Consider the following 17,211-nt stretch of genomic DNA (forward strand, 5'->3'; position numbering starts at 1 on the left):
TCAAAAGTAACCAAAGAAAGGGCTTTAGCTGTTTCGAATCAAGAGCCACGAGTGCGATGCCGACGCAGGCAGGTCCCGCAGTGGGCATCCTGCCCACGGCGGGACCCGGCGCACGTCCATGTGCGCCGCCCTCCGGGTGTCCCTGGTCTCGCGAGTTACTAGCTGCGCCCAGCAACGACAAAGGCGAAGGCGAAGCAAAATCTCGGCAACACCAACGGCAACGGCAACGGCAACGGCAAAGGCAAAGGCAAAGGCAAAAGCAAAAGAACAGTTAAAAGGCGTGGCTACTGCATGAACAAGAGGCTATCGCCAGAGCCAAGGTCCAGGCGAATTGAATTTCGCTCCACGCCCACGAAGCACGCGCCACAAACAACAGCGCTCCCTCACCTCCCCCGCTCCCACGGCGGCACCTCCCCAAACGACTCCGCCACGAAATCCACGAACGCACGCACCCGCAACGGCACGAATCGCCGCTGCGGCATCACCGCGTTGATCGCCGTATCCGGCAATCGATAACCCGGCAACACCTCCACCAACCGCCCGGCGCGCAAGTCTTCGTACACATGCCACGCCGAGAAATGCGCGATCCCCAATCCCGCCAACGCCGCATCGCGCAGCACTTCGCCGAAATTGCTCTCCAACCGGCCGTTGACCCGCACCGTCGTCGCATGCCCCGCCGCATCGACCACGCGCCAGTACTCCATGCGGCCCTGCGCGCCGACCAGCAGCAGGCATTCGTGATCGGCCAAATCCTCCGGCACCCGCGGCGCGACACGGTGGCGCAGGTATTCGGGCGAACACGCCAACACGCGGCGGTTGTCGGCGAGCTTGCGCGCGACCAGGCTCGAATCGTCGAGCGGGCCGATCCGGATCGCCAGGTCCATGCCCGAGGCGATCAGGTCCAGGCGCTCGTCGTTGAGGTTCACGCTCAGCCGCACCGCCGGATAGCGGCGCTGGAACTCGGGCAGCAACGGCGAGATGTACATGCGCCCGAACGAGGCCGAGGTGGTCACCCGCAACACCCCGGACGGCTCGCTGCCGGACTGGCGCAGGTCCGAGGTCAGCGCCTCCAGTTCCTCGATCAGGGCGCGGCCGCGTTCGGCCAGGGCCACGCCCTCGGCGGTGGCGTGCAATTGGCGGGTGGTCCGGTGCAGCAGGCGCACGCCCAGGTCGCGCTCCAGGCGCTTGAGGCGCTGGCTGGCGACCGCGATCGACAGGTCCAGGCTGCGCGCGGCGGCGCTGATCGAGCCCAGGTCGAGCACCCGCAGGAACAGACTCAGGTCGGCGATGCGGTCCATGACATTTTCAACGAATCATTGATAGTGATTCGCCATCCTGCGGGTTTTTCCACAAGATGCAACGGCACAGACTGCCGCATCTTTCCACGGATGCGCCCCCATGCATGCCCCGACTTCCTCCGCCTCCAGCCCCCCCGCCGTCCCTGAGACCGGCCCGGGCGCGCGCAAAGGCCTGCCGATCGCGCTGTACGCGCTGACCGTCGGCGCCTTCGGCATCGGCACCACCGAGTTCGTGATCATGGGCCTGCTGCTGCAGGTCGCGGCCGACCTGCACGTCGGCATCGCCGCGGCCGGGCTGCTGATCTCCGGCTACGCGCTGGGCGTGTTCGTCGGCGCGCCGGTGCTGACCGTCGCCACCGGGCGCATGCCGCGCAAGGCGGTGCTGGTGGCGCTGATGCTGATCTTCACCATCGGCAACATCGCCTGTGCGATCGCGCCGAACTACACCGTGCTGATGATCGCGCGGGTGATCACCTCGCTCGCGCACGGCACCTTCTTCGGCGTCGGCGCGGTGGTCGCGACCGGCCTGGTGCCGGCCGACAAGAAAGCCTCCGCGATCTCGATCATGTTCACCGGGCTGACCGTCGCCACCTTGCTCGGCGTCCCCGCCGGCGCGTGGCTGGGCCTGCACTACGGCTGGCGCTCGACGTTCTGGGCGGTGACCGTGATCGGCCTGATCGCGACCGTCGTCATCGCCACGCTGGTGCCGAAAGACAAGCGCAAGCCCGAGCCGGTGGCGCTGCGCCGCGAAGTGAAGGCGGTGGTGCATCCGCAGGTGCTGCTGGGCTTGTTGATGACGGTGCTGGGCTTCGCGGGTGTGTTTACGGTCTACACCTTCATCCAGCCGATTCTTACCCGCATCAGCGGCTTCAGCGAGACGGCGGTGTCGCCGATCCTGTTGGTGTTCGGCGGCGGCATGATCCTGGGCAATCTGATCGGCGGGCGTCTGGCCGACAAGCGTCTGGCGCCGGCGTTGATCGGCACGCTGATCGCGTTGGCGACGGTGTTGGGCGTGATGACGTTCGCCCTGCACAACCCGATCGCCGCGATCGCTTTCGTCGGCCTGCTCGGCGTGGCCGCGTTCGCGACGGTGCCGCCGCTGCAGTTGTGGGTACTGCAGAAGACCGACCCGGCCGGGCAGAACCTGGCTTCCAGCTTGAACATCGGCGCGTTCAACCTGGGCAATGCGCTGGGCGCGTGGCTGGGCGGCGCGGTGATCGAGCATGGCCCCGGGCTGGGCGCGGTGACCTGGGTCGCGGCTTTGGTGACGCTGTCGGGGCTGGTGCTGGCGGTGTGGGCGGCCAGGTTGGATGCGCCTGAGCGGGCGGCGGCGCGGGCGGCACGGGAAGGCGAAGCGGCTGCGGTTTGCGCCGCGGGCTAAGACTCGGCCTTCGCCTTAAGTCCCGATCTCGATGCGAATGAGCGCCTTTGATTTTGCTCTTGCTCGTCATTCCCGCGAAGGCGGGAATCCAGAGACTTCAGAGTCATGTCGCGATGAAGCCCTGGATTCCCGCCTCCGCGGGAATGACGGCTTGGAAGGGCGCAATGCGCTCGCGAAGAATTCCATGCGAGAAGGTTCTTCCGCCTTCTCGATGGAAATCCGCACCACCTCACTCCACCGCAAAAAACCCCGGCAGCCGCGGCAAACGCTCGCGCAGAAACTCGACCAGCACCCGCGTACGCAACGGCAGATAACGCCGCGCCGGATACAGCAGATACGCCTCATGCGCCGACGCCTTCCACTGCGGCAACACCCAGGCCAGTTCGCCGCTGTCGATCAGATCCTGCACCAGCCACGCCGGCGCCAGGCCAAGGCCCGCGCCGATCAGGAAACTTTCGCGTATCCCCAGCGAGTTGTTGATCCGATAACGCCCGTTCGCCTGCAGCCGCCGCACTTCGCCGCCGGGCCCGTGCAATTCGAAACTCTCGCTGGCCCAGGCGAAACGCAGATAGTTGTGCGCCGGCACATCGTCCGGCGCGTCGATGCGCGGATGCTTCGCCAGATAGCCGACCGAAGCCACCAACCCGCGCGGCGATACCGCGACGCGGCGCGCCACCACGTTCGGCGGCAAGTTGGCGCCGAGCCGCAGCGCCACGTCCATGCCTTCCTCGACCAGATCGACGAAGCGGTCGTTGAGGATCAGCTCGATCTCGATCTGCGGATACAGCGCGAGAAATTCCTGCACCAGCCGATTCATCCGCAACACGCCCACGCTGACCGGCGCGCTGATCCGCAGCAGGCCGGCCGGAGTCTCGCTCAGGCCGCGCGCGTCGGCGACCGCTTCGCCGTATTCCTCGATCACCCGCCGCGCGCGTTCGTAGAAGCGCCGGCCCTGTTCGGTCGGCGCCAGATGGCTGGTGCTGCGCTGAAGCAGACGCACGCCCAGTTCCTGCTCCAGCGCCGCCACGGTCTTGCTGATCGTCGGCTGGGTGCTGCCCTGCTCGCGCGCCACCGCCGACAGGCTGCCCAGCTCGACCGCGCGCACGAAGGTCTGCATGCCGCGAAGTGTGTCCATAAGGCTCCCGGGGATTCGCCGACTCATTCCGATATGGAATGGAGCATATGCAATCTTGCCTTCTACCGGGCCGATACAGAAGAACCTAGCTTGAGCGTCGTCGAATCCCCGACGCCTTACGAATTCAGGCCATGACCATTTATTTGCCCAAGCCCCTCACCGCCGCCGCACTCGCGCTGGCCCTGGCCGCCGCCCCGGCGCAGGCCGCCGGCCCCTCGCGCTGGGTCGGCACCTGGACCGCCAGCCCGCAGGCGGCGTTGCCCGCCGGCTTCATCCTGCCCAACGGCGCGCCGGCGCAGTTGCGCGACCAGACCGTGCGCCAGGTCGCGCGGGTCAGCCTCGGCGGCAAGCAACTGCGCATCGAACTGTCGAACGCCTACGGCGACCAGCCGGTCACCATCGGCGCGGCGCACATCGCCCGCAGCGGCGGCGGCGCGCGCATCGAAGCCGGCAGCGACCGCGCGATCACCTTCGGCGGCCAGCCGTCGGTGACGATCCAGCCCGGCGCGCCGGTGCTCAGCGATCCGATCGCGCTCGATGTCGCCGCGCTCGGCGAAGTCGCGGTCAGCCTGTACCTGCCGCAGACGACCGCGCTCAAGACCTTGCACTGGGAAGGCCGCCAGGACGCCTACCTCAGCGCCGGCAATCGCGCCGCCGATGCGCAGTTGCAAGGCGAGACGATCCAGACCCGCCCCTTCCTCAGCGGCGTGTACGTGCAGGCGCCGGCGGCGGCGCGCAGCGTGGTCGTGATCGGCGATTCGATCACCGACGGCGCCGCGTCCACGCCCAACCAGAACCGGCGCTGGCCGGATTTTCTCGCCGCGCGTCTGGCCAAGCGCGATATCGCCGTGCTCAACGCCGGCATTTCCGGCGGCCAGGTGCTCAACGACGGCATGGGCGTGAGCGCGCTGGCGCGCTTCGAGCGCGACGTGCTCGGGCAAAAGGCCGACACCGTCTTCGTCCTGCTCGGCATCAACGATATCGGCTGGCCCGGCAGCAGCTTCGAACCCAAGCGCGCGCCGATGAGCGCGCAGCGCCTGATCGCCGGCTATCGCCAGTTGATCGCGCGTGCACGCCTGAATTCGCTGCGCATCGTCGGCGCCACGCTGACGCCGTTCGAAGGCGCGCTGGTGGATTCGCCGATCAGCGGTTACTACGACACCGACAAGGACAAAGTGCGCCAGAGCGTCAACGCCTGGATCCGCGACAGCGGCGAGTTCGACGCGGTGGTCGATTTCGACGCGATCACCCGCGACCCCGCGCATCCGGCGCGATTCCTGCCGGCCTACGATTCCGGCGATCACCTGCATCCGGGCGACGCCGGCTATCGCGCGATGGCCGAGGCCATCGACGAGACGGTGTTGTTCGCTCCGCGTTGACCCGGGCACCTGTCCGGTTTTCGCGGAACCCTTCGATTCTTTCCCGCACAATCCGGCATCAGTGCATCGATGCCGGCCCACCTCTCCCCACGCAGTCTGGAGTCCGCAATGAAAGCCGTAGCCCTCACCCGTTATCTCCCGATCGACGATCCGCAATCGCTGGTGGATGTCGAACTGCCCGCGCCGGCCGCCAGCGGCCACGATCTGCTGGTGCGGGTCGAGGCGATCTCGGTCAATCCGGTCGACACCAAGGTGCGTTCGCCCAAGCCGCAGGTCGAAGCGCAACCGCGCGTGCTGGGCTTTGACGCCGCCGGCGTCGTCGAAGCAGTCGGCGAGAGCGTCACCCGTTTCAAGGTCGGCGACCGCGTCTACTACGCCGGCGACATCACCCGTCCAGGCACCAACAGCGAGTTGCATCTGGTCGATGAGCGCATCGTCGGCGCCGCGCCGGCCTCGCTGAGCGCGGCCCAGGCCGCGGCGCTGCCGCTGACCGCGATCACCGCCTGGGAACTGCTGTTCCAGCGCATGCCGTTCGATCCGGACCACGGCGGCCGCGGCAAGTCGCTGCTGATCATCGCCGGCGCCGGTGGCGTGGGCTCGATCGCGATCCAGATCGCCAAGCGCGCCGGCTTCCGCGTGATCGCCACCGCTTCGCGCGGCGAAAGCGTCGAGTGGTGCAAGCGGATGGGCGCCGATCACGTGATCGATCACCGCCAGCCGCTGGCGCCGCAACTCAAGGCGCTGGGCTTCGAGCAGATCGATGCCGCCTTGAATCTGGCCGACACCGACCGCTATTGGGAAACGCTGGGCGAAGTGCTGGCGCCGCAGGGCCATGTCGGCCTGATCGTCGAACCCTCCGGCGCGCTCAAGATCGGCGACCCGTACAAGGCCAAGTGCATCGGCATTCATTGGGAAATGATGTTCTCCCGGCCGCGCTTCAAGACGCCGGACATGATCGAGCAGGGCAAGCTTCTCGATCGCGTGGCGCAGTTGATCGACGCGGGCGAGCTCAAGGGCACGCACACCGAAACCCTCGGCAAGATCGATGCGGCGAACCTGCGCGAGACGCATCGGCGGCTGGAGTCGGGGGCGACGATCGGGAAGTTGGTGTTGGCTGGGTGGTGAGGCTGAGGTGTAGTTGAGTAGAACGCATGTTGGTTCGCGATGGATTCATCCGCGAGTACGCTCTTTATTGCTCGTCATTCCCGCGAAGGCGGGAATCCAGAGACTTCACAGTCATGCCTCGGTGAAGCCCTGGATTCCCGCCTTCGCGGGAATGACGAGCAAAAAGAGAACGCGGGCAATGTGCAAGCGAGCAATCCCGGAATAAGCAATCCCCGAACAAAAAGAGGGGCCGGCATGCCGGCCCCTCTTCCTTCTTGCGTACCGCACTTACCTACCGCATGACACTTACGCGGCCTTCGGCGCACTGCGCGCCTGCTCGTAGCCGTTGAACACCATCGACGCCGAGGCGCGGCCCTGGGTCAGCGACCGCAACGCGGTCGTGTAACCCGACAACTGCGCCAGCGGCGCGCGCGCGGTCACGTCCGTGCGCTGGCCCTTGTCCTCGATGCCCAGCACGCGGCCGGAGCGGCGTTGCAGATCGCCGACCACGTCGCCGACATTGCCGGCGGGCGTATCGATGACCAGCGCCATCACCGGCTCGAGCAGCGTGGTGCCGCCGTGCGCCAGCGCCGCCTTCAGCGCATCGCCCGCCGCGCGTTGGAACGCGAGTTCGGACGAATCCACCGCGTGGGTCTGGCCGTCGGTCAAGGTCACCGTCAACCCGACCACCGGATAACCCAACGGCCCTTCCGCCAACGCCAGGTGCAAGCCCTTTTCGGTCGCGTTGACGAAATTTCGCGGCACCACACCGCCGGTCGTGCGATCGACGAACTCGAACTGCCCGTCTTCGCGCGGCTCCACGTCGATGACCACACGGGCGAACTGCCCCGTGCCGCCGTTCTGCTTGGACAGCTTGCCTTCGATCCCGCGCACCGCGCTACTCGGGGTTTCCTGATAAGCCACGCGCGGCGAACCGGTACGCACCTCGACGTTCCACTCCTGGCGCAGGCGCTCGACCATCACGTCCAGATGCAGCTCGCCCATGCCCCACACCAGCGTCTCGCCGGTTTCCGAATCGGTACCGACGCGGAACGACGGGTCTTCCTGCGCCAGACTCGCCAAGCCCTGGCCCAGACGGATCAGATCGCCGGACTTGCCCGCGGTCAGACGCCACGACAACACCGCCGGCTGAGCCTGGATCGTGTCCAGCACCAACCGCTCGCCGGTATCGCTCAGGCTCTCGCCGCTGACCGCGTCTTTCCAACCCGGGATCGCGACGATTTCGCCCGCATAAGCGACATCGACATCGTGCCCGCGATTGGCCTGGACCACGACCAGGCGGCCGACGCGCTGCGGCTTGTCGCGACGCGACGCCCACACCGTATCGCCGACCCGCAGCGTGCCCGAGTACAGGCGCACGAACGACAGCGCACCGTGTTCCTGATGCACGATCTTGAACAGCAAGCCGGCCAACGGCCCGGACGCATCCGGCGCGAGCGCGACTTCGCCGCGTTCGCTTTGTGCGTGCACCCACGGCCGATCCAGCGGCGACGGCAGGTAATCGACGATCGCATCCAACAGCGTTTCCACGCCCTTGTTCTTGAACGCCGAACCGCCGAGCACCGGCGTGCCCGCGCCCTTGAGCGTGCCGCGACGCAAGGCCGCCTTCAGCAGCCCGGCGTCGATGGCGCGCGCGTCGAGGAAGGCCTCGGCCAATTCGTCGTCGTGATCGGCGACCGCTTCGATCAGGCGCAAACGCTGCGGTTCGAACTCGCGCGCTTCGTCGTCGTTCCAGGGACGGCGGGACAAGCGATTGTCCTGATCCCATAGCACGATGTCGCGAGCGACGTAATCGACCCAGCCCTGCAGTTCGTTTTCGATACCGACCGACTGGCCCAGCGGCCACGGCGCCGCGTCGAGCTTCTCGCGCATCTGCGCGAGCGTGCGCTCGAACGAAGCGCCGACGCGGTCCATCTTGTTGACGAACGCGATCAGCGGCACGCCGTGCCGGCGCGCCTGGCGCCATACGGTTTCCGATTGCGGCTGCACGCCATCGACCGCGCTGAACACGGCGACGGCGCCGTCGAGCACGCGCAGCGAACGCTCGACTTCGATCGCGAAGTCGATGTGGCCGGGCGTGTCGATGATGGTCAGGCGATGTTCGCCCTGGCCTTGCGGCGTCCAGCGCGTCTGCACGGCCGCGGCGCCGATGGTGATGCCGCGGTCTTTCTCGATGCTGGTGAAGTCGGTGGTGGTCGCGCCGTCGTGGACTTCGCCCATGCGATGGATCGCGCCGGTTTTCCACAACAGGCGTTCGGTGAGCGTGGTTTTGCCCGCGTCTACGTGGGCGATGATGCCGAGGTTGCGCCAGCTGGAAGCAATGGTGGTGTTCATAAGTGGATTCACGATGTTGCCAACGAGGGGAGGCCGCGCGTCCCCGGTTGGCGACAGGGCGCGCGGCTAGGTTTGGGTATCGGCCGCGGTATTCACGACACGTTCTCCTTGGGTTTCGTGCGACTTCAGTGGACGGAATCCGGCCTGGGCGGCCGCGCTTCGGGAAAAATCAGGCAATAAAAAAGCACCCGTGCGGGTGCTCTGGTCTGGTGTGGCTGCGGCGGGTCGGATTACATCGACCGCGAACCGAAGATCACAGGAGGCAGGCGCACCCGGCCCGCGCTCTCGCGCGAGGCGTGCTGCGATATCAGTAGCGGGAAACGCTTCATGACGGATGCGGCCTGAAAGATCGGGTGGTTTTGCGTGTGCATAGAGTAAGGGCGATGCGGCAGGAGTCAACCGGGAATCGGCTGCTGTGGCTGGGATTTATCGTTCCAGCCGGTGCACGATCCCGTGGGCGCTGCCGCTTGCGAACGTAATCACATCGCCCCCTTTGAAAAAGGGGGCGGGCGCCCGACGCAACTTCGGTGTAGTTACGAATTTACAGCGCGGGGGATTCGCTTTTTGCTTGGAGGCGACGGCGAGCTGGAGCTAAAAGCGAATCCCCCCTGCCCCCCTTTTTCAAAGGGGGGAGGCGTTAGGGGGATTTTTTGGAGGCGGGTTGGCGCTAAAACTCCGGGCGCGGCGGCAAAACCGCTCACGCCGCCTTGCTGTCCTCGCGCTGCCGCTTCAGCACCGCCACCGCTTCCGCCCACGGGCTGCCGCCGCGGCGCTTGCTGGTGGTCAACACCAGATCCGACGGGTCGAACACGTTGAGGTTGTGCGTGATCGGCGTGGTCAGGATGTACTGCGCGTCGGTCGCGCGCAGGAAGCGTCCGACCTTTTCGATGTTGAACACGTCCAGATGCGCGAATGGTTCGTCGATGAAGACGAAGCCGCCCGGCTGGTCTTCGTCGCGCAGCAACGCCACCAGCAGCAGCAACGACTTCATCACCTGCTGGCCGCCCGAGGCCTCGCCGTCGTCCAGGCCGATCCAGCCCTTGCGGTCGAAATCGAAACGCACGGACAAACCGGCCTGGGCCAGGGCGACGTCGTTGTTCGCCAGCTCCGGCATGTCGGCGTCCACGCCGATGCCGGCCAGTTCGCCCAACGCGGCGAGGTTCTTCTTGTAGCGACGCACGGTCGCGCGCAGCACGTTGATGTAGGCGCCACGCGCTTCCTCGGTCAAGCGCTTGGCGCGATCCAGATGCGCTTCGCGACGGCCGATCGAGCTTTCCAGTTCGTCGTGATCGGCGCCGATCTTGTCGCGCAAGGGAATGCAGGATTCGTCGGTGACGAAACCGCCGCGCGAAAGGCGGTCGTCGATGCGCTCGATCTCGCGACGCACCGCCGAGGCGCTTTCGTACTCGGCGCGCGCCGCCTGCAAGGCGACCGCGCTGCGCCAGGATTCGGGCATCAGCGCACGCTTGCGGCGATAGTCGACGATGCGCTGGATCAGGCTCTGGCGCTCGCCGTTGATCTGCTGCGCGCGTTCGCGCAGCTCGCGCGCGAGCGCATCGATCTGGCCCTGGCGCTTGGCCGCGGCGATGCCTTCGGCCTTGTCCTGATCGGCGGCATCGTCGATCTTCGCCCGCGCCTGCGCCAAAGCGGCGGCGGCTTGTCCGGCAGCTTCGGCCAGTTCCGGCAGGCGCGCCTGGGCATCGGCGAACTCGGCCGCGCGGGTCACCAACTCCTGAGTCGCATCCAGCCCGAGCAACCGCGACTGATCGGCGTCGACGCGTTGATTGAGTTCCTGCAACTCGGCTTCGCGCGACTGCGCGCGCTGCGCGATCACCGCCTGTTCGGCGCGCAGCTCGACCAGTTGCGACTGCCGCGCGCCGGTGCCGAAGTGGTGCTGATTGCCGCCGATATGGCGACCGCCGCGGCTTTCGCGCAGATAACCCTTCTGGGTGATCCAGTCCTGCCCGGCCGGCAAACGCGAGCCGTGTTCGATGTCGGTGACGCGGCGGATGCGGTCGAGCTGGCGCGGCAACCACGCCGGCGGATCGGCCGAGAACCGCACCACTTCCAGCAACGAGCCGGCGCTGGCCTTGGTGACCGGCGCGCGTTCGGCGACGATGAAATGGCGGTACTGCTGGCTTTCGCCGAGTTGCCACGCGGTGCGCGCCTGCTTGGGATTCTCCAGCACCAGCAGATGGCGATAAGGCGCCAGCACCGCTTCGACCGCCACCGACCACTGCGGATCGGTGATCTCGACCAGTTCGGTCAGCACGTGATGGGCGATGCCGGCCTGATCGAGCCCGGCGCGGAAATCGCGTTCGAACGGCTCGACGATGCGGCCGCCGCCGCTGAGCGCGGCGGTCTGCGCGGAGATCTCGCCGGCGCGCTTGCGGTCGCGCTCGGCTTCCAGGCGCAGTTCGGCCTGGCGGCGGCGTCCGTTCTCGACGCTGGCGCTGAGCGCATCGACATCGACTTCGCCGCGCTGCGCCTGCAGCTTGGCCAGTTCGTCGCGGCGCTTGACCAGCATCTCGGCGTCGCGCGCGGCGTCGCGGGCCTGGGTGAAGGCTTGTTCGCTCGCGACGACCTGGCGGCGCGCTTCGCGGATCGCTTCGGCCAGCACGTCGCGGCCGCCGGAGGCGATCGCGTCCTCGCTGCGCATCTCCTCCAGCGCGCTTTCGCGCTCGCGCAGCGCGCGGCGCAGGCCGGTCAGGCGCGGCTTGGCGCCTTCGATGGCGTTGCGCTGGTCGGCCAGTTCCACCTTCGGCGCGATCTCGCTTTCCAGGCGCTGGCGCTGATTGCGCAGCGCATTGCCTTCTTCGAACGAGCGCACGTCGGCCTTGGCCGATTCCAGGCGCAGGTGCAGACCGGCCAGATCCTGGCCCAGGTGCTGCAATTCCTTTTCGACGTCGAACTGCTCGGTGCGCGCGCGCTGGTAGTCGTCGAGCACGGCCTTGTCTTCGAACACGTCGAAGATCAGCTGCAGCAGATCGCGCGGCGAGTACTGGCAGAGTTTGTCCGTCGCGCCTTGTTCCAAAGTGAGCACGCGGCAGATCGCGCGGGTCAGGCCGGCTCCGGCCAGACGCACGCGATAGTCGCGCACGCCGAGCCAATCGCCGCCCTGCTCCAGCGTTTCCACCGGCACGTCGCCGCCGACGATCTGGTAGTCGCGGCTCCAGTCGCCGCCGCGCTTGCGGATGCGGCAGGCCAGCGTGACCAGATCGTCCTTGATCGGAAAGAACGGCCGGCCGCCGCGGCGGTCGGGGCGGTTGCTGACCACGCCGCGCAACCATGCATGCGGTTTGCCGTTATGGCGCAGATAGGTCTTGTAGTCGCGGGCGGTGTCGCGGTCTTCGATCGCGAGCAAGGTGCGCAGCGCATCGAGCAAGGTGGTCTTGCCCGAACCGTTCGGGCCGACCACGGTGACGATGGACGCGTCCAACGGCAGCTGGAAACGTTGCCAATAGTCCCAGTGCACGACTTCCAGAGAGCGGAATTCAAACATCGGCCGCGGCCTCCTCGTGCTTGGCTTCGGTGTCCGGGGACGATTCCGGGGGTTCGGTGTGTTCGCCGTCGCCGGCGTTGCCGGCCTCGGCCAGCTGCGGCAACGGTTCGGCGGCGATGGCTTGTGCGTCGTCCGCGTCGAGCGCGGCGTCGGCCGGCGCATCGGCGTCGTCTTCTTCCATCAGCGACTGCTCGAACGCGGCGGCGTCGAAATCGATGTAACCGTCGCTTTCGATCCCCGCTTCGTCGGCGCCGTCGTCGATGGTCTCGGCCTCGTTCGCCGCCGCGACCGTCTCGCCGTTCTCGCCGGCTTCGGCTTCGGCCGCTTCGATCGCCGCCAGTTCCAGCGCGTGCTGACGCGCCTCGGCGACCACGTACGACAAGGCGCCGTCCATCACCCGGCCGGCGATGCGTTCGTAATCCAGGGCCAGATCCAGCATCGGCCCTTCATGGATGCGCTCCTTGCGCCGCAGGATGAAGCCCTGCCGCGCCAGCGCGCCGAGATTGAACTGGATGCGGGTCTTGCCGCCGAGCTTGTCGCCGAAGTCGGCGAGCAAAGTGCGCTCGTTGATCGGCTCGACCACTTCCGCGCCGACCGGCACCGGCTTGAGTTCGGCGAACATCTGCTCCTGGTCCTGATCGCGATCGGCCTGTTGCCGGGCGATCTGGCGCTGGCGCTTGGGCAGCACCAACAGCGCCCACAACACCACCAGCAGCGCGATCGCGTCGCGGTCGAGCTGCAGGTTGGTCGAGGACCAGGCCTTGGCGCTGCCGAACACCGCCGACTCCTGCGGACGCGCGATGCACACCGCGATGTTGGCGGCATAAGGATGTTCGAGCAGGCGCAGGCCCACCGACGCCAAGCGGCGGTCGAGGTCGTTGCGCAATTCGGCGTCGGTGAGCAGTTCGCGCACGGCGATGTCGTCGCGCGGCAGCCAGCGCTCGGCGATCAGCCGCGCGATCAATGAAGCGATAGGGTCGGTCATGGGGTTTCCGCGGTTTCCTTCGCCGCTTTCGCGCGTCGTGCCGGTTGCCCGGTGCCGCGCGCGGAGGCGGTCTTCTTATCGGTTTTCTTGTCGGTTTTCTTATCGGTCTGGTTCGGTCGAGCTGCGCGTTTGCGCGCGGCGGACGCGGCGCCGGCATCATCGTCGCCGTCCTCGATCAACCGCTCCAGTTGGTCGGAGGCTTCGGCTTCGGCGATGTCGGCCTTGGAGCGCTTGCGCGGCGCGCGCGCTTGCAAGCGTTCTTCTTCGCTGACCGTCTGCAGGCGGCTGCGGCTCATATAGGCCACGCCGGCGCGCTCGACGATTTCGAATTCGGGCTCGACGTGCCAGGCCAGCGGCAAACGCGCCATCGAGGCGCTGACGCCTTCGCGATTTTCCGCGCCGGGATCGCCGATCAGGCCGAGCAGCGACATGCGGTAAGCGCTCAGCGAGAAGCCATCGCGCGGCACCAGCGCGCTCAACGCGGTGGCTTCGCCGTCGGCCGCGGCCAGCGCGGTGAGTTCGTCCAGCCAGTGTTCGGCGAACTGGAAATCGGTGGCCGCCGCCGGCGAGCCTTCGCTGCTGGGCGCGGCCATCGACGGCGGCAGCGACTGGTCTTCGCGCGCTTCGCGTTCGCGTTCGACCAGTTCGTACTCGGCCACGTCCAGAGCGATCGGCGACAGCATGAAGGCCGGAATCGCCGAACGCGCGAGCACGTCGTCGGCGATGGCGGCGAGCGCGTCGATGTCCAGATCGCGCAGGAAGCGGTTCACGTCCGACGACGACAGACCGCTCGCGCCCAGATGCACGCGATGGCGGTCGAGCGTGCTCAGCGCGCGCTGGAACACCGAGGCCTGGCGCAGCATCGCGCTCTGGGCTCGGCCGATCTGCTGGGCGACGCGGTGAGTGTGGCTGTCGAGTTCCAGGTCGGAGGAAATCTCCTCGACGATCTGCGTGCCTTTCTCGATCCAGCGCCAGGCCTGCTGCAAGGTGCCGGCGGCGCGCAGGATGCGGTGTTCCGAGCCGCTGAGCACGGCCTGGTCGAAGTCTTCGCGCAATTCGTTGAGGCGCGAGAGCAGATGCTGCAGATCGTCCGGACGCACCCGGCCCACCGCTTGACCTGCAGCGATCTGCGCGGTGACGTAGGCCAGTTCGTCGCCTTCGCGGTTGAACTGCAGCAGCAGGCCGATCGCCGACAGCGCCTGACGGCCGGCCGGGCTGATGCGGTAGCGCTGGCTTTCGTTGTCCCACAGCAGCAGATCGTTGTCGCGCAGGCGGCCGATCACGGTGTCGAACTTGACCGGCTCCAGATAGGCGAAGTGTTCGCGCAGTTCCTGCGGGGTCCAGTCCGGCGCCTGTCCGCGTTCGCCGATCGCGCGCAGCACCAGCAGCCGCACCATCACCGACTCTTCGCCGCCGTGAAACAGGGTCGAGAACGCGCGCAGCAGTTCGCGCGCGCCCAGCAGGGGCTGCAGGTCGGGCAGATCGGCGGCGACGATGTCGGCGCGCAGGTAGTCCTGGATGCTGGTTTCGGTGACTGGATCCATGGAGTACGGACTACGGGGGGTCGGGCATGTTCGGCGATGCGCCGCATCCGTGACAACCGTTGCGTTCGCCGCCGCCGCGTGCCTGCCTTCGCGCCGCCTTGACCGGGGCCGGCCCGGGCCCGGGCGAATCCGCGGTTCGCGGGAACTCCGCCCTTGAATTGCCGCGCTTTTACCGGCATCGTGCGCAATCCATACGCCAGCGTATTCAGCCAGCATGTCCACGGCCGTCCCTTCCGGTTCGAATCCGCCCGCATCCGCGGCCTCCGACGCCCTGCCCGGCGGTCCGCATCCCTTGTATCCGCACCTGTTCGCGCCGCTGGACCTGGGCTTTTGCACCCTGCCCAACCGCGTGCTGATGGGCTCGATGCACACCGGGCTGGAGGACAAGGCCGCCGACTTCCCCAAGCTGGCGGCGTATTTCGCCGAGCGCGCGGCCGGCGGCGTCGGCCTGATCGTCACCGGCGGCTTCGCGCCGAACATCGTCGGCTGGCTCAAGCCCTTCGGCGGCAAGCTCAGCTGGCCGTGGGAAGCGGGCAAGCACAAGCAGGTGACCCGCGCCGTGCACGAACACGGCGGCCGCATCTGCATGCAGATCCTGCACGCCGGCCGCTACGGCTATCACCCGCTGCAGGTGGCGCCGAGCAAGCTCAAGGCGCCGATCAACCCGTTCACCCCGCGCGCGCTGTCGGCCGGCGGGGTGGAACGGCAGATCAAGGCTTTCGTCAATTCGGCGCGGCTGGCGCGCGAGGCCGGTTACGACGGCGTCGAGGTGATGGGCTCGGAAGGCTATCTGCTCAATCAGTTCACGGTGCCGCGCACCAACAAGCGCAAGGACGGCTGGGGCGGCGAGGCGCCGCAGCGGTTCCGCTTCAATGTCGAGATCGTGCGCCGCATCCGCGAGGCCTGCGGCCCGGACTTCATCATCGTCTACCGCCTGTCGATGATCGATCTGGTCGATGAAGGCTCGACCTGGAGCGAGGTCATCGCCCAGGCCCGCGCCATCGAGGCGGCCGGCGCGACGTTGATCAACACCGGCATCGGCTGGCACGAGGCGCGGGTGCCGACCATCGCCACCTCGGTCCCGCGCGGCGCCTTCACCGGCATCACCGCGCGGCTGAAACCCGAGGTGCGCATTCCGCTGGTCACCACCAACCGCATCAACATGCCGGACGTCGCCGAGCGCATCCTCGCCTTTGGTGAGGCCGACATGGTGTCGATGGCGCGGCCGCTGCTGGCCGACGCGGACTGGGTCAACAAGGCCCGGCGGCAGCGCGCGGCCGACATCAACACCTGCATCGGCTGCAATCAGGCCTGCCTGGATCACGTGTTCGCGAACAAGCACGCCAGCTGCCTGGTGAATCCGCGCGCCTGCGCCGAGATTGAGCTGAACTACCTGCCGACGAAGGCGCCCAAGCGCGTGGCCGTGGTCGGCGCCGGCCCGGCCGGGCTGGCCTGCGCCACGGTCGCGGCCGAGCGCGGCCATCGGGTGACCTTGTTCGACAGCGCCGCGCGCATCGGCGGCCAGTTCAATCTGGCCAAGCGGATTCCGGGCAAGGAAGAGTTCTACGAGACCCTGCGCTACTTCGCCGGCCGGATCGAACAGACCGGCATCGACCTGCGCCTGAACACCACCGCCGACGCCGCGGCGCTGGCCGATTTCGACGAGATCGTGCTCGCCTCCGGGATCAAGCCGCGGCAGGTGGCGTTCCCGGGTTCGGATCACGCCAAGGTCTGCTCGTACCTGGACGTGCTGCAGGGCCGGGTGGTGCCGGGCAAGCGCGTGGCCATCATCGGCGCGGGCGGCATCGGTTTCGACGTGGCCGAGTTCCTGGTCCACGACGGCCCCCACTCCGACGAGCAGCCGCACCACCCCGACCCGGCGCGCTGGCGCGCCGAATGGGGCGTGGACCTGGAGTACAGCGACAACCGCGGCGGCCTGAGCGAGCCGCGGCCCGAACCGCCGGCGCGCCAGGTCTGGCTGCTGCAGCGCAGCCCCGGCAAGCCGGGCGCGAAGCTCGGCAAGACCACCGGCTGGATTCATCGCGCGACCTTGAAGGCCAAGCAGGTGCGCATGATCGGCGGGGTCGAATACCTGGGCCTGGACGAGGAAGGTTTCCGCATCCGCGTGGAAGGCAGCGAGCAGGTGCTGCCGGTCGATCAGGTGGTGATCTGCGCCGGCCAGGAACCGTACAAGCCGCTGGCGGCGGTGCTCGCCGACAGCGGCAAGCCGGTGCACGTGATCGGCGGCGCGGACGTCGCGGCCGAACTCGACGCCAAGCGCGCGATCGCGCAGGGCAGCCGGCTCGCGGCCAGTCTGTAATCGGCCGGCATGGGCGACGCGCGCGTTCGCCGCGCGTCGTCTTCGCGAACGCGCTCGCGCGTTTTCGCCGATGCAGTCTTCGCGCGTTCGCGCATACATATATATGTGTGTGCGAGTTGCGTGCACACGCATGAGCGCGCGCGTCGGCGCATGCGCCGACGATCCGGCCGCCGACCCCACCTGTAGCCGTCGCGCGAACGCCGACCAC

Annotated in this window: 10 protein-coding genes; 4 read left to right on the forward strand and 6 right to left on the reverse strand. The window is 67.7% G+C overall.

What is annotated here, in order from left to right; translation table 11 throughout:
• Positions 1–383: 383 nt before the first annotated feature.
• Entirely contained in the window at positions 384–1,298 is a 915-nt protein-coding gene (locus J7J50_RS06585) for a LysR family transcriptional regulator (protein ID WP_215058262.1), read from the reverse strand.
• A gap of 100 nt (positions 1,299–1,398) precedes the next feature.
• On the opposite strand from J7J50_RS06585, the gene J7J50_RS06590 reads away from it, so the two are divergent.
• Positions 1,399–2,679: an MFS transporter gene (locus J7J50_RS06590; RefSeq protein WP_215058263.1), complete on the forward strand. Its 1,281-nt coding sequence runs from the start codon at positions 1,399–1,401 to the stop codon at positions 2,677–2,679.
• Positions 2,680–2,908: 229 nt separating this feature from the next.
• On the opposite strand, the gene J7J50_RS06595 is transcribed toward J7J50_RS06590, so the two are convergent.
• The gene (locus tag J7J50_RS06595) at positions 2,909–3,814 is read right to left on the reverse strand and encodes a LysR family transcriptional regulator (protein WP_215058264.1); all 906 of its coding nucleotides are present in this window, start codon (positions 3,812–3,814) and stop codon (positions 2,909–2,911) included.
• A gap of 131 nt (positions 3,815–3,945) precedes the next feature.
• Here J7J50_RS06595 and J7J50_RS06600 point away from each other — a divergent pair, with 131 nt between their 5' ends.
• Both J7J50_RS06600 and J7J50_RS06605 read left to right on the forward strand, forming a co-directional pair.
• Positions 3,946–5,193: an SGNH/GDSL hydrolase family protein gene (locus J7J50_RS06600; RefSeq protein ID WP_215058265.1), complete on the forward strand. Its 1,248-nt coding sequence runs from the start codon at positions 3,946–3,948 to the stop codon at positions 5,191–5,193.
• A 108-nt stretch (positions 5,194–5,301) separates the two neighbouring features.
• Positions 5,302–6,318 carry a zinc-binding alcohol dehydrogenase family protein gene (locus tag J7J50_RS06605; RefSeq protein WP_215058266.1) on the forward strand — a complete coding sequence of 339 codons (1,017 nt, stop codon included), beginning with the start codon at positions 5,302–5,304 and terminating at the stop codon, positions 6,316–6,318.
• A 285-nt stretch (positions 6,319–6,603) separates the two neighbouring features.
• Here J7J50_RS06605 and fusA read toward each other — a convergent pair whose 3' ends face one another.
• The 4 genes from fusA to J7J50_RS06625 all read right to left on the reverse strand — a co-directional run bounded on the left by fusA (position 6,604) and on the right by J7J50_RS06625 (position 14,683).
• A complete protein-coding gene (gene fusA / locus J7J50_RS06610; RefSeq protein WP_215058267.1) occupies positions 6,604–8,652 on the reverse strand; it encodes an elongation factor G in 2,049 nt (682 codons plus the stop codon).
• Positions 8,653–9,349: 697 nt separating this feature from the next.
• A complete protein-coding gene (locus J7J50_RS06615) occupies positions 9,350–12,154 on the reverse strand; it encodes an AAA family ATPase (protein ID WP_215058268.1) in 2,805 nt (934 codons plus the stop codon).
• Complete coding sequence (locus J7J50_RS06620) at positions 12,147–13,139, reverse strand: hypothetical protein (protein ID WP_215058269.1); 993 nt, start codon at positions 13,137–13,139, stop codon at positions 12,147–12,149. The genes J7J50_RS06615 and J7J50_RS06620 overlap by 8 nt, the downstream gene beginning before the upstream one ends.
• Complete coding sequence (locus tag J7J50_RS06625; protein WP_215058270.1) at positions 13,136–14,683, reverse strand: hypothetical protein; 1,548 nt, start codon at positions 14,681–14,683, stop codon at positions 13,136–13,138. The genes J7J50_RS06620 and J7J50_RS06625 overlap by 4 nt, the downstream gene beginning before the upstream one ends.
• A 214-nt stretch (positions 14,684–14,897) precedes the next feature.
• On the opposite strand from J7J50_RS06625, the gene J7J50_RS06630 reads away from it, so the two are divergent.
• On the forward strand, positions 14,898–17,003 hold the full coding sequence (locus J7J50_RS06630; RefSeq protein ID WP_215058271.1) for an NADPH-dependent 2,4-dienoyl-CoA reductase: 2,106 nt from the start codon (positions 14,898–14,900) through the stop codon (positions 17,001–17,003).
• The last annotated feature ends 208 nt before the right edge of the window (positions 17,004–17,211 follow it).

The organism is Lysobacter sp. ISL-50 (assembly GCF_018612875.1).
Classification (GTDB): domain Bacteria; phylum Pseudomonadota; class Gammaproteobacteria; order Xanthomonadales; family Xanthomonadaceae; genus Lysobacter.